Here is a 13,746-nt window from a genome sequence, read left to right as displayed (position 1 = left end):
CTGCGTCGTGTGGAGCGCGAGGTCCTCCCCCTCGCAAGGTCAGTAACAGCTTTTAATGAAACGATTTTCCCTTTCTTTTCAATCCCAACATACGGAGCAAGACCATGAAACTCGACTTTATCGATCTTGGCAAGCTTTCGATCAGCAAGGCCAATATGCGTTATGCCAAGAAGGCGCCCGACGTTTCGGACATATTGCCGACCGTTCGCGCGCGCGGCGTTCTCGTTCCCCTCATCGTGCGGCCCAATTGCGCCGAAGGCGCCTATGAGATCGTCGCGGGCGCGCGGCGCTTCACCGCCGCGTGTGTGGTCGCGGGTGAAAAGGGCGAAGCCGAGCCGCTGCCATGCGCCATTCTCGAAGAGGGCGACGATGCCGCCGCGCTCGAAGCGTCGCTGATCGAGAATGTCGCCCGCCGCGATGCCGATGAGGTGACGCAATGGGAAACCTATACACGGCTGGTCCGCGAAGGGCGGAGCATCGCCGACCTTGCCGATACGTTCGGGATGCCCGAGCCAATGGTGAAGCGCATCCTTGCGCTCGGCAATCTGCTCCCGCGCATCCGCTCGCTCTACGCGAAGGAGAAGATCAGTTCGGGCACCGTGCGGCATCTGACGATGGCATCGAAAGGCCAGCAGCGCGCATGGCTGGCGCTGTTCGACGATCCGCAGACCTATTGCCCGCAGGGGAACCAGCTCAAAGGCTGGTTGTTCGGCGGCGGCGCGATCAAGGTTGAACATGCTCTGTTCGACGTCGAGGCGACCGGCTTTGCGATCATCGCCGACCTGTTCGGCGACGATCGCTATTTTGCCGACAGCGATGCCTTCTGGGCCGCGCAGCTTGCCGCCGTCGAGACGCGGCGCTTGGCGTTTGTGGACGAAGGGTGGAGCGACGTCCTTGTCTTACCGCGCGGCGAGCATTTCCGGTCGTGGGAATTTCGCCAAGCGGCCAAGCGCAAGGGCGGGCGCATCTATATCGAGGTGCGCGACACCGGCGAGATCGACATTCACGAAGGCTTTGTCACGGCGAAGGAAGCGGCGCGGCTCGACAAGGGCGAAAAGATCGAGGCCGCGCCCAAGACGACCCGCCCCGAACTGACCGCGCGGACGCAGACTTATGTCGATCTTCATCGTCATGCCGCCGTGCGCGCAGCGCTGACCGGCCATCCGGCCGTGGCGCTGCGGTTGATGGTTGCCCATGCCGTTGCGGGATCACCGCTCTGGCATGTCCGGGTCGAGCCGCAATCCGCAAAGGACGATGACGTGCGCGAAAGCGTCGAGGTTTGCCGCGCGGAGACGGTGTTCGACGAGAAGCGCCGCGCGGTGCTGGCGATGCTCGGTTTCGATGCCGAGGAATCGAGCGTGACCGGCGGCAATCCGATGCCGCTCGCGGCGCTGTTCCAGCGATTGCTCGACCTTCCCGACCGTGCGGTCTTGGACGTGATCGCCATCGTGATCGGTGAGACCTTGTTCGCGGGAAGCGCCGCAGTCGAGGCCGTGGGCCTCCACATCGGGCTCGACATGGCCAATTGGTGGAGCGCCGACGATGCCTTCTTTGAAGGTCTTCGCGACAGGGAGGTGCTGACGGCGCTGGTCGCCGAGGTTGGCGGGGCCGAAGTCGCCGCCGCCAATGCCAAGGAGAAGGGCGCGACCTTGAAGGCGATCATTCGCGACCATCTGGACGGCACCAACGGCCGGACCAAGGTCGAGGGCTGGGTCCCGAGATGGATGGCCTTCCCGCCCGCCGCCTACACGGCGCGCGGCGGGGTCGGAACCGTGACGGCGCATGGCGAACTGACTGTGCCGGACGCAGAGGACGAGCCGCAGCGCAAGCCGCGTGACGGTCGCGGGCGGCGGCGCGTTCCGCCGCCCATTCCATCCGGGCGAAAATTCGCGCGCCGCGCGCCCTGAGGGCGCACGGCGCAATACCCTATCGGTCAAATAGTCGTGGCCGGAGGGCAAGGCAGGCGATAGGGCGTGGGTCGAAGAGGAGATAACCGATGGCCGAAGACACTCAGGATATGCTGCTCACGCTCACCGCCGATATTGTCGCGGCGCATGTCTCGAACAACGCCGTCGGCCTCGCCGATCTTCCCGACCTGATCGCGCGCGTTCATGGCGCGCTGGCGGGACTGGGTTCGCCGGTCGTCGAGCCGGTCGAGGAGCAGAAACCGGCGGTTTCGATTCGTTCGTCGGTCAAGCCCGACTACATCGTCTGCCTCGAGGACGGCAAGAAGATGAAGATGCTGCGCCGTCATCTGATGACCGCTTATGGCATGACGCCCGACGATTATCGCGCCAAGTGGAATCTGCCGAAAGACTATCCGATGGTCGCGCCGAACTATGCCGAGACGCGGCGAGCGCTCGCCAAGCAAATCGGCCTCGGCACCAAGGGACGCGGCGGCGGCCGGAAGTCGGCAGCGAAGGCTCCGGCTCCTCGCGGGCGCGCAAATTCCGGCGCCTGACGACACCCTTGCCTTAGAAGCGGGTGAGCCGGTCGGCCTTCAATTCTCCCGCCGTTCCACTCAAAGCCGAACGCGCTAGCCAGTCTCCTTTACCCTCGCGAGACCATGCCCTTCACGGCCTCTTCGAAAGGCTTGATGACCGAAAGCGGCTTTGCCTCTGCCGCTCGGGGCCGCAACGGCTGTGCGCGGCTTTTTTCCCCTGCCGGCTTCGCCAACATTCCTCGCGGAACAAAAAAGCCGAGCGGTGCCGTCCTCCAGCTGCGCTTGCGGGCCTTCGGCTGCGTCCGCGGCAGTCCCGGTCATGTCCCAAGCCATCGAGGCCATGAAGGGCACGGTCTCGGGACAAGGAAAGGATATCAACATGGCTACCATCGGAACTTTCAAGAAGACCGCCAAGGGCGAATTCGTCGGCGACATCGTGACACTCAGCCTTCAGGCCAAAGGTGTTCGCATCGTCCCCGATCAGAACCCGCCCAGCGAGAACGCGCCCACACACCGGGTTTTTGTCGGCAACGCCGAAGTTGGTGCCGCCTGGGCCAAGCATTCGAACGAGGGCCGCGCCTACCTCGGGCTCAAGCTCGACGATCCGAGCTTCAATGCTCCGATCTACGCCAACTTGTTCGACGACGATGGCGGCGAGGCTCACAGCCTGATCTGGTCACGTCCCGGTCGCCGCGGCGGAGACTGAATGGCTCGACATCCCGCCCGGTGCGCCGGGCGGGATTAAGCCGCTTCCGCGGCTTCCATCTTTTCCTTCCTCATCGGGACCGGTCGACCCAGCGCTTCCGCGATCGGCGCGGTCACGCGATCGGCCGCCATGCGGGCCGGGTCGTGCGAGATATGAGCATAGATGGCGGTCGAGCGGGCATTGGCGTGCCCGAGAAGCGATCCGACCATCAGGAGCGCTTCACCCGCCGAGGCGGCCGCGCTTCCCAATGTATGACGCAGGACGTGCGGCGTTACGCCGGGCAGGTCAGCCTTCTTGATCGCAGCCTGCCACACGGTTTTCGTCCCCTGATAGAAGCCATCGCCGCGCTCCGCCGGAAAGACATAGCCCTCAGGCTCATCGGGTCTCATGGCTTCGAGAAGCGCAGTGGCTGCCGCACCAAGTGGGCGAACGCTTCGGCCGGTCTTTGAATCGTCAAAGATCAGCAAGCCCCGCTCGAGATCAACCTCTGACCATTTCAGGCCCGCAATCTCGTTGCGCCGACAACCCGATAGCGCCCACAGCCGCGCAATATTCACCGCTTTAGGATTAGCACCTTCGGCCTCGACTGCGTCGAGCGCGTCACCCAGCAGCTTCACTTCCTCGATCGAGAGGAAACGCGTGCGCTTATTGTCCGTCTTTCTCACGCTCGCGTCTTCGACCGGGTTGTGCGTGACGCGCGTTTTGCGCTTGTGCGTTTTGAGGAAGGAATAGACCGCCGACAGGTCTCGCACGACCTTGCGCGCCGCGCCATCGCCCCCGCGCACAATCACGCGCTTGCGCTTTCCCGTCTCAGGATCGACGATCCATTCGTCGCGAGCGGTCTTTCCGGCGCTGACATCGCGGACGAAAGTCGTGATGTCGCCTTCGTCGATCTCGGTGACGCGCCTTTTGCCTAAAAGCCGGACGACGTGATGGCGGAGGCGCGCGAGAGTGTAGGCCTTGGTCATCGGCTTCATCGGCTCTCCCTGCCGAATGCCTCGCTGCACGAAGCAGCCTTCATGCTCATAGAAATCGATGGCTTCCGCCAACGTCATTTCGGCGCGCTTAGTAATGCGCTCTCCACCGGGATCTTCCCCGAGCCGCACCCGAGCGAGCGCGAACTCGGCCGCTTTTCGCGCGTCTGATGCAGAAATCTCGGGAAATGGGCCAATTGTGTACCATCGGGCTACCACGCCTCGGCCGCCTTCGCCGGCTCTGTACTTCACGACCCAGGTTTTTATTCCCGCCGGGGTCACCCGCAATCCGAACCCGGAAATCTCAGAATCCCAGATATTATAACGTTTTGCTCGGGGTTCGGCGACGTCAGCGAGGGTCTTAGAGAGTTTCGTTTTCATAGATCGGCGCATAGCACGTCTGTTCGTTCTGGGCTACCACCGGGCTACCACGGAAAAAGTGCGCGCCGATGACTGCTGATGGCTAAATTGGCAGAAATCTGCAGATAATGGCGAATCAAGCAGTCAGAGGCAATCAACGGAAAACAGCCAAAAACGCTGCAATGCAACCTTGCCAAGGTTGGGGTCGAGGGTTCGAATCCCTTCGCCCGCTCCAGAATGTCTTTCCGACATCAACATGATACCGGCCGTTTTACGCGGCGGTTCTGTTGTGCGTCTCTTGCGCGTATACTGCTGGCCAGTGTGGCGACATATCGCCCCAATCGATTACTGTGACGATATAAATCGGATTGCCGAATAATTCGGGCGGCGTCACACTCGTGCGATCGAATGACATTATTTCGCAATGCCGGAGGATAACGATGAACGAAATGACGAGCCCGAAGGGCAAATGCCCGGTCATGCACGGCAGCAATACGGTGTTGTCGTCCAGCACGAACTGGTGGCCCGAGGCGCTCAATTTCGACATTCTCCACCAGCACGACGGCAAGACCAACCCGCTGGGCAAAGGCTTCAACTACCGTGAAAAGCTGAAGACGCTCGATATCGCGGCGTTGAAGCAGGATCTCCACGCGCTGATGACCGATAGCCAGGATTGGTGGCCCGCCGATTGGGGCCACTACGGCGGTCTGATGATCCGCATGGCGTGGCACGCGGCGGGCAGCTATCGCATCGCGGACGGTCGCGGCGGCGGCGGCACCGGCAATCAGCGGTTCGCGCCGCTCAGCAGCTGGCCGGATAACGTCAGCCTGGATAAGGCGCGGCGCCTCCTGTGGCCGATCAAGAAGAAATACGGCAACGCCGTCAGCTGGGCCGATCTCATCATCCTCGCGGGCACCGTCGCGTATGAATCGATGGGTCTCAAAACCTTCGGCTTCGGCTTCGGGCGTGAAGACATCTGGCATCCCGAAAAGGATGTGTACTGGGGGTCTGAAAAGGAATGGCTCGCGCCGAGCGGCAGCGAAGGCAGCCGTTATTCGGGAGACCGGGACCTGGAAAACCCCCTCGCCGCCGTGATGATGGGCCTTATCTACGTCAATCCCGAAGGCGTGGACGGACAGCCCGATCCCCTGCGCACGGCGCGTGACGTGCGCGAAATCTTCGCCCGCATGGCGATGAACGATGAAGAGACCGTCGCGCTCACCGCGGGCGGCCACACCGTCGGCAAGTGTCACGGCAATGGCGATGCGGGGGCGCTCGGCGCGGACCCGGAAAGCGCGGGCGTCGATCAGCAGGGCTTCGGCTGGGCCAATCCGGGCGGCACGGGTGTGGGCCGCGATGCGATCACCAGCGGCATCGAAGGTGCGTGGACGACGCATCCCACGGTGTTCGACAACGGTTATTTCGAAATGCTGCTCAATCACGATTGGGAGCTGCGGAAAAGCCCCGCGGGTGCCTGGCAGTGGGAGCCGGTGAGCATTCGGGAAGAGGACAGGCCGCTCGACGTGGAGGACCCGTCGATCCGTCACAACCCGATCATGACCGACGCCGACATGGCGATGAAGATGGACCCGATCTACCGGGAAATTTCGGAGCGCTTCCATCGCGACCCAGCTTATTTCCGGGACGTGTTCGCGCGCGCCTGGTTCAAGCTCACGCACCGCGACATGGGTCCGAAGGCGCGCTATTTCGGCCCGGATGTTCCGGCGGAAGACCTGATCTGGCAGGATCCCGTTCCGGCGGGCAGCACGTCGTGGAATGTCGATGCTGTGAAGGCGAAGATTGCCGCGAGCGGCCTTTCGATCAGCGATATGGTGACCACGGCGTGGGACAGCGCGCGCACCTTCCGCGGGTCGGACATGCGCGGCGGCGCCAATGGCGCGCGCATCCGCCTCGCGCCGCAGAAGGATTGGGAAGGCAACGAGCCAGCTCGCCTCGCGCGCGTGCTCGCCGTGCTGGAACCGATCGCGGTCGAAAGCGGCGCGAGCGTTGCGGATGTCATTGTTCTTGCCGGTAACGTGGGTGTCGCGCAGGCGGCGAAGGCCGCAGGCTATGATGTTGAGGTGCCGTTCACGCCGGGTCGCGGCGACGCGACCGACGCGATGACCGATGCGGAGAGCTTCGCGCCGCTCGAGCCCATCCACGATGGCTATCGGAACTGGCTGAAAGAGGACTATGCCGTGAAGCCGGCCGAGCTGATGCTGGATCGCACGCAGCTCATGGGCCTCACCGCGCCGGAGATGACCGTGCTCGTCGGCGGTTTGCGGGTGCTCGGCGCCAACCATGGCGGCACCAGCCACGGTGTCTTTACGGGTCGCGTCGGCGCGCTGACGACCGATTTCTTCGTCAACCTCTGCGACATGGCCAACAAGTGGGTGCCCGCCGGGGACGGCATTTTTGAAATCCGCGACCGCAAGACGGGTGCGACGAAGTGGACCGCGACCGAGCTTGATCTCACCTTCGGCTCCAATTCGATCCTGCGGGCCTATGCGGAAGTCTACGCGCAGGATGATAGTGCGGAGACGTTCGTGAAGGATTTTGTCGCCGCGTGGACGAAGGTGATGAACGCCGACCGGTTCTGATAAGCCCGCCGCCGCTTAGTTTTTCCCCGGATAACACGCGTCGGGAGAAGGCTGAGCGGCGGCATCCCAGCTCAGCGTATAGCGCACGCGAAGTCCGTCATGGTCTGAAAGCATCGGGCTGCCCGGACGCCCGTCGAACATTGCCTCCACGCGCGCCGGGCGAATCTCCACGCGCCGGCCCGGCGAGAAAAGCTGCAGGTCCTGCGTGTCCATCCACGGCGCGTCCCCGTCCCACGACATATGGACCTCGCAGCCGCTGTCGTCCGACAGGCAGTAGCGATGGACCAGCGCCAGCGGCTGCAGCGCGTAAAACGTATCGAAACGCAGAAGCGACCGGCGCATGTTGAAATCGCCGCCGAATATGGCCGGGTTTTCCGGCGCGCGGCGCGCTTCCAGGAACGCGGCGAGTTCTTCGGCTTGAATATTGTGTGCCGGTGTATGGCGTTCCTTCGAGACGCCGGACGCGCGCTGGGCGTTCATATGCGTGTTGAAAATGTCGATGGGATCGGGAACCCCGGGGATCGCAACGCGCGCGTGCAGGACGCCCTTGTTGCTCAGGCAGTCGAACCCCGCGCAGCTTCGACGCGAAAAAGGTTCCGAGGAGTCGGTTACGATCGGATAGCGGCTGGCGATGACAAGGCCGGACGAAAGCACGCGGATGCCGATCTCGCCCTTTCGCCACTTCCGGCTGCCCGGCACCTTGCCCGCCGCATCCAGCGTGCGTCTCTGCGTGCGCTCGGGTCCGGCGACAAGTGCAGGGTATCCCGCCGCTTCAGCCGCCTTCGCGGCTGCGCCCGAAAACACCTCTTGAAACAGCACGACGTCGGGCGCCTCGCCTGCGCGGCGCAGCGCGTCGAGATGTTTGCCGATCGCGCGCAGATGCGCCGTGCGCCCGCTGCGCGCGGGCCATGGCAGGCCTTCGACATTATAGGTCAGCACGTCGAGTGCGACCGAGGCTCGGCCGTCGGCAGCGCGCTGAACGGGCGGCGCTTCGCTCATTGCGCAGCTCAGAGTGCGCGGAGCGGGTAGCGCGGCGCACCCCGTCAGAATGGCAGCGCTCGCTGCAACGACCGGAGATCGGAATGATCGCAGGAGGTGCCGTCGCATGGTCGGCTGCGTGCCGGAACCTTGCCGGAAACTCAAGTCGGTCCTTCGCGTGTCTCCTACACCGAATTGCAATGTTTCCTGCATCTTTGCGTCACATAAAGAACGCCCGCGCGTAACGCCCTGTCCCTAATGCCTCGCCGCGAAGGGGCAGCATCGGGACTGCCCCGTACAAGGGGTATTTCATGTCGCACCGTATTCGCGCACGCTTCGCAGCGGCGCTCTTTGCCGTTACCGCGCTTTCCACACCCGCCTTCGCGGGCACGCTTGTCGGCACCGTTATCGACGCCGGCGGCGTTCGCGGCCTGCAGGGTGCCGAGGTCGAGCTCGTCGAACTTGGCCGCCGCACGTCGGCGGGCCCCGATGGCAGCTTCCGGTTCGCAGACGTGCCCTCGGGCAGCTACACGCTGCGTGCCGTCTATGCGGGCGCGGATGAAAGCCGCACGTCGGTCAGCATCACCGAAGACGGCACCACGCGCACCGACATCGCACTCAGCGCAGGCGACGACAGCCTCATCCTCGTCATCGGCCAGCAGGCGAACCTTGGCAGTGCGATCTCTCGGCAGCGCGCGGCGGACGGTGTCTACTCCGTGCTGACGCGCGACGCGGTCGGCCAGTTCCCCGATCAGAATGTGGCGGAATCGCTGCGCCGCCTTCCCGGCGTCAACATCCTCAACGATCAGGGCGAAGGCCGCTTCGTCTCGATCCGCGGCCTCGATCCCGAGCTGAATTCATCGTCGCTGAACGGTGTCCGCCTGCCTGCGCCGGAATCGGATGTGCGCTCGGTCGCGCTCGACGTGATCTCCAGCGATCTCATCGAATCCATCGAGGTGAAAAAATCGCTGACGCCCGACATGGACGGCGACACCATCGGTGCCTCCATCGAGATCAACACGACGAGCGCGTTCGCGCGCAAGAAGGATCTGCTGAAGCTGAGTGCGGAGGGCAGTTACAACGATCTCACCGATCATCTCTCGCCCAAAGGCGCGGTCGATTTCTCGACCAAGCTCAGCGACAACATCGGCGTCGCAGGCGGCATCTCCTACTACAAGCGCAAGTTCGCGACCGACAACATGGAGATGGACGGCTGGGACGAAGACGATGGCGTCGTCTATGCCGACACGGTCGAGTACCGCGATTATGATGTGGAGCGCGAACGCATTTCGGCCTCGCTCTCGTTCGATTTCAAGGCGGGTGAAAGCACGACACTTTACGTGCGCGGTCTCTACAGCCAGTTCGACGATCAGGAATATCGCCGCCGTCTGACCTTCGAGATGGATGAAGCCCCCTCCGACGGTTCGGACACGACGGCGGAATTCCTTTCCGACGGTGGCGAGATCAGCGTGCAGCGCGATCTGAAGGATCGCTTTGAATCGCAGAAGATCCGCTCGCTGACGATGGGCGGCGAAACCGATGCGGGCCCGTGGAAGCTCGTCTATTCAGCGAGCTGGGCGAAATCGAGCGAGCGTGAGAATGGCTCGATCGACCCGGTGAAATTCGAACGCAAGTTCGAAGATGCAGGCGAATTCGGCGTCCGTTTCGATTACAGCAAGCCGATGTTCACCGGCCACACGATCACGGCTGGAAACGATCTCTTCCTCGACCCGTCCGAATATGAATTCGACAAGGCGGAGATTACCACGCTCAGCGACGCGCAGGACGAGGAATACGCCCTGAAGGCGGATGTCTCGCGTGTGTTCGCGCTCGGCACCGGCGAGTTCACCGTGCAGGGCGGCGTGAAGTCGCGCTGGCGCGAGAAATTCTACAACGGCACGTTCGAGGTTTACGACGGCTTCGACGGCGACAGCGATCTGACGCTTGCCGATGTGCTCGGCAAGCAGGATTACGGTCTCGCCCTCATCGAGCCGATGCCGGGGAAAAAATCGTTCCGGAAATTCTTGAGCACCAATCGCGACGCCTTCGAACTCGATCCGTTCGACACAGACCAGATGTCGGCCGAATCCGACTACAGTGTCGATGAGGATATCCTCGCGGCCTACCTGCTCGGCCGCTGGGACAGCAGCACGGTTCGCATCATCGGCGGCGTGCGCATGGAGCGCACGAAGAACCGCATGACCGGTAATGTGGTCACGCTCGTCGAGGAAGGCGGCGAATTCGGCGGCGAGCCGGTTGAGGACGACACCGTCTTCGTCACGCCGCAGAGTTTCAGCCGCAGCTACACCGATTGGCTGCCGAGCCTCACGGTCCGCTACGAGCCGGTACCGAACCTCGTGCTGCGCGCGGCGGGTTACAAGAACCTCATGCGTCCGAAACTGTCGAGCCTCGCGCCGCGCGCGGTGATCGAAGACAACGAGGGTGAATTCGGCAATCCCGATCTGAAGCCTTACCGGGCATGGAACGCCGATCTTTCGGTCGAATATTATTTCGGTCGCAACGCTGCAGTATCGGCAGGCGTCTTCTACAAGGACGTGAAGAACTACATCATCGAATACACGGTGGATGGCGGCGACACGGGCATCCCCTATAACGGTCAGCTGCTCGATGAAGCGAAGACTTGGATCAACGGCGACACCGCCAAGATCCGCGGCTTCGAATTCAGCTACAGCCAGGCATTCGATTTCCTGCCTGCGCCGTTCGATGGTCTGCTCGCACAGTTCAACTACACCTACACCGACGCCAAGGGGCGGGTGACGACGGACGGCGATCTCGGCGATCTGCGCCGGGTCGGCCTGCCCTCCTCCGCAAAGCACACGTTCAACGCTGTTCTCGGGTACGAAAAGGGTCCGATCAGCCTGCGCGTGGCGGGCGCCTATCGCAGCAAGTATCTCGATGAGCTGAACGACGAAGCCGATCAGGATCGCTACGTCGCCAGCCACTTCCAGCTCGATCTCAGCGCCAAGTACAAGGTCACCGAAAACGTCCAGCTGTTCGGTGAATGGGTGAACGTCACCGACGAGCCTTATTTCGCTTACCAGAACTTCGGCGGTTCGCGGCGTCTGCTGCAGTACGAAGAGTATAGCTGGACGGCGAAGTTCGGCGTGAAAGCCACGTTCTGATGATGCGTGTGCGCGGCCATGCCGCGCACACCGTCAGCCATGCGTCAGTCAGGCTTCGCTAAGGAATCGCCATGCTGCGAACCGTCATCTTCTCGCTATTGCTCACGGCGGCCGCGCCTGCTTTCGCAGAAACGCAGGTCGAAATCCCGCGTTCGCCGGGGCTGCCCTACGCGGCGAAATCGCTGCCGGATCGCATTGTGCTGACGGCGGGCGCAGACCCGTCCCGCGAGATGGCGGTCGCCTTTCGCACCGATGTTGCGCAGGCGACGGCGGAGGCGGAGATTGCCCCGGCGATCGATGGTCCCGGCCTCGCCGCTCGGGCGGTCCGCGTTGTCGGCGTCAGCGCGCCCATCGAGAACGAAAACGGCAAGGCGCTCTATCACCAGGTCCGCTTCACCGGCCTCGAACCCGGCCGCGCCTATGTCTACCGCGTGAAGGGCAGCGCGGGTTGGAGCGAATGGCTGCAATTCCGCACGGCGAGCGCTGAGGCGCGGCCGTTCCGCTTCCTCTATTTCGGCGATACGCAGAACAATATCCTCAGCATCGCCTCGCGCGTCATCCGAGAGGCGTTTCACGCCACCGCGAGTCCCGCGCTTGTCGTTCACGCGGGCGATCTTGTGGCGCAGCGCGACAATCTCGCGCACGATGACGAGTGGGGAGAATGGACGCAGGCTGGCGGCTATAATTACAGCATCGTCCCGCAGCTTCCCGCGACCGGAAATCACGAATATCTCGACAACGAATTGCCGGACGGCACCGAACAATATGTGCTTGGCCCGCACTGGTCGCGCCAGTTTGCGCTCCCCGGCAACGGCGCCGATGCCGCGAAGGCGACGACGTACTACGTCGATTATCAGGGCGTCCGTTTCATCATCCTCGATGGCACTGCGGCGCTCAATCTCGGCGCGCTTGAAAGCCAGACGCGCTGGCTCGACAGCACGCTCGCGGCGAGCAAGGCGCGCTGGAACGTGGTGCTGTTCCACCAGCCGATCTTCACCTGCGCGCGGCCGAACGACACCGCGAAGTTGAAGGCGGCGTGGAAGCCGGTGTTCGAAGCGCGCAAGGTGGATCTCGTGCTGCAGGGCCACGACCATTGCTACAGCCGCCTCACCGCCGAAGCCGGCAAGACGGCGTCCGCGAAGGCGCGCGCCGACGGCAAGGTGCAGGGCCCCGTGTATCTCGTCTCCGTCACGGGCTCGAAGATGTATGGCCTCAACGATCGTGCGGACACGCAGCCCGACCGCGTGGCTGAAGATACCGAACTCTTTCAGACGGTCGATGTTGCGGCAGACAGGCTCCAGTTCCGCACCTTCACCCCCACGGGCCGCCTCTACGACGGCTTTGATCTCATCCGCCATGCAGACGGAAACCGCCTCGTCGAAATCCCGGAGGCTTCGGGCCCGGTGCGTCGCTGCGCGGGTCAAGTGGGCCCGGATGGCGTACCCTGCACTGCAGACCCGAAGGACTGATCGATGAAGATACTGACCGCCCTCCCCCTCGTCCTGCTCGCTGCGTGCGCTGCGCCGGAGATCGAGCTGCCGCAGGGCACCGCGGCGCGCGGTGACCCCGCGAAGGCCGTGCCCGCCGCGGTCGAGACTGTTGTCACTACCAACCCCGCCGTCGATGCGGACGATCCGGCGCTCTGGGCCGACCCGCGCGATCCCGCGCGCGCCGTACTGTTCGGCACGGACAAGACCGAAGGGCTCTACGTTCACGATATGGATGGCAAGGTCCGCCAGTTCCTGCCTGACGGTCCGCTCAACAATGTCGATCTTCGGCCCGGCTTTACCGTAAACGGCAAGGACTATGTCCTCGTCACCGCGACCGAGCGGAAAAACTTCACGCTGGTCGCCTATCTCTTCGATCCTGAAACGCTGGAAACGCGCCGCTACGGCGTGCTGCCGCTCGGCATGGGCGAGCCCTACGGCTATTGCATGGGCAAGCTCGGCGACGATTTCTATCTGATCCCGAATAACAAGACGGGCGAGATCCGCGCGCTGCGTCTCGCGAATGGCGCCCCGCTCGAAGCCGCGAAGCTCGCATACAGCTTCAAGGTCGGCAGCCAGCCCGAAGGCTGCGTCGTCGATGATGAAACCGGCAGGCTTTATCTCGGCGAGGAAGACGTCGCGATCTGGCGTTTCGACCTGAAGCCCGGCGCACCCGCCGACGGCATCAAGGTCGCCGCTGTCGACGGCGAACGCCTCACCGCCGATGTCGAAGGCATGTCGATCCTGCGGGATCGGGGTGCGAAATATCTGATCGCCTCCAGCCAGGGCGACGCCACCTATCCCGTCTGGCAGATCGACGGCGACAGCTACGCCTACAAGGGCCGCTTTGCTGTTGAAGGCGGCGCGATCGACAATGTGACGGGCACCGACGGTCTTGATGCCTGGAGCGGTTCGATCGGCCCCTTCCCCGAAGGCGCGATCGCGATGCACGACACCGACGACGGCGGCACGCAGCAGAACTTCAAGATTGTGGACTGGCGCGCGGTACGCGACGCGCTGTCGTTGCCCTGAACGCAACCGTTCACCGCAGGACT

9 protein-coding genes are annotated in these 13,746 nt (G+C 63.3%); 7 read left to right on the top strand and 2 right to left on the bottom strand.

The genetic code is table 11. The features are described from left to right. The first annotated feature begins 104 nt into the window (after nucleotides 1–104). The 3 genes from DFR51_RS18185 (at nucleotide 105) to DFR51_RS18175 (ending at nucleotide 3,149) form a co-directional block, all read left to right on the top strand. Nucleotides 105–1,907: a ParB/RepB/Spo0J family partition protein gene (locus DFR51_RS18185; protein WP_121053724.1), complete on the top strand. Its 1,803-nt coding sequence runs from the start codon at nucleotides 105–107 to the stop codon at nucleotides 1,905–1,907. Nucleotides 1,908–1,996: 89 nt separating this feature from the next. Beyond that, nucleotides 1,997–2,461: a Ros/MucR family transcriptional regulator gene (locus DFR51_RS18180; RefSeq protein WP_121053722.1), complete on the top strand. Its 465-nt coding sequence runs from the start codon at nucleotides 1,997–1,999 to the stop codon at nucleotides 2,459–2,461. A 361-nt stretch (nucleotides 2,462–2,822) separates the two neighbouring features. After that, nucleotides 2,823–3,149 carry a DUF736 domain-containing protein gene (locus tag DFR51_RS18175; protein WP_121053730.1) on the top strand — a complete coding sequence of 109 codons (327 nt, stop codon included), beginning with the start codon at nucleotides 2,823–2,825 and terminating at the stop codon, nucleotides 3,147–3,149. Between the two features lie 35 nt (nucleotides 3,150–3,184). Here DFR51_RS18175 and DFR51_RS18170 read toward each other — a convergent pair whose 3' ends face one another. Then, on the bottom strand, nucleotides 3,185–4,504 hold the full coding sequence (locus DFR51_RS18170) for a site-specific integrase (RefSeq protein WP_121053721.1): 1,320 nt from the start codon (nucleotides 4,502–4,504) through the stop codon (nucleotides 3,185–3,187). Between the two features lie 419 nt (nucleotides 4,505–4,923). On the opposite strand from DFR51_RS18170, the gene katG reads away from it, so the two are divergent. After that, complete coding sequence (katG, locus tag DFR51_RS18165) at nucleotides 4,924–7,083, top strand: catalase/peroxidase HPI (RefSeq protein ID WP_121053719.1); 2,160 nt, start codon at nucleotides 4,924–4,926, stop codon at nucleotides 7,081–7,083. Between the two features lie 15 nt (nucleotides 7,084–7,098). Here katG and DFR51_RS18160 read toward each other — a convergent pair whose 3' ends face one another. Then, nucleotides 7,099–8,082 (bottom strand): endonuclease/exonuclease/phosphatase family protein, encoded by a 984-nt coding sequence (locus DFR51_RS18160; protein ID WP_243445525.1) that lies wholly within the window; start codon nucleotides 8,080–8,082, stop codon nucleotides 7,099–7,101. Nucleotides 8,083–8,372: 290 nt separating this feature from the next. Between DFR51_RS18160 and DFR51_RS18155 the strand changes: the two genes are divergently transcribed. The 3 genes from DFR51_RS18155 to DFR51_RS18145 all read left to right on the top strand — a co-directional run bounded on the left by DFR51_RS18155 (nucleotide 8,373) and on the right by DFR51_RS18145 (nucleotide 13,723). Then, entirely contained in the window at nucleotides 8,373–11,204 is a 2,832-nt protein-coding gene (locus tag DFR51_RS18155) for a TonB-dependent receptor (protein WP_121053715.1), read from the top strand. Between the two features lie 71 nt (nucleotides 11,205–11,275). After that, nucleotides 11,276–12,673, top strand: coding sequence for a purple acid phosphatase family protein (locus DFR51_RS18150; protein WP_121053713.1), 1,398 nt, complete (start codon nucleotides 11,276–11,278; stop codon nucleotides 12,671–12,673). Between the two features lie 3 nt (nucleotides 12,674–12,676). Then, complete coding sequence (locus tag DFR51_RS18145; RefSeq protein ID WP_121053711.1) at nucleotides 12,677–13,723, top strand: phytase; 1,047 nt, start codon at nucleotides 12,677–12,679, stop codon at nucleotides 13,721–13,723. The last annotated feature ends 23 nt before the right edge of the window (nucleotides 13,724–13,746 follow it).

The organism is Sphingosinicella microcystinivorans, assembly GCF_003634215.1.
Lineage (GTDB): Bacteria > Pseudomonadota > Alphaproteobacteria > Sphingomonadales > Sphingomonadaceae > Sphingosinicella > Sphingosinicella microcystinivorans.
The sequence above is the reverse complement of the archived record's forward strand: the minus strand, read 5'-3'. Positions and strand labels throughout refer to the sequence as shown.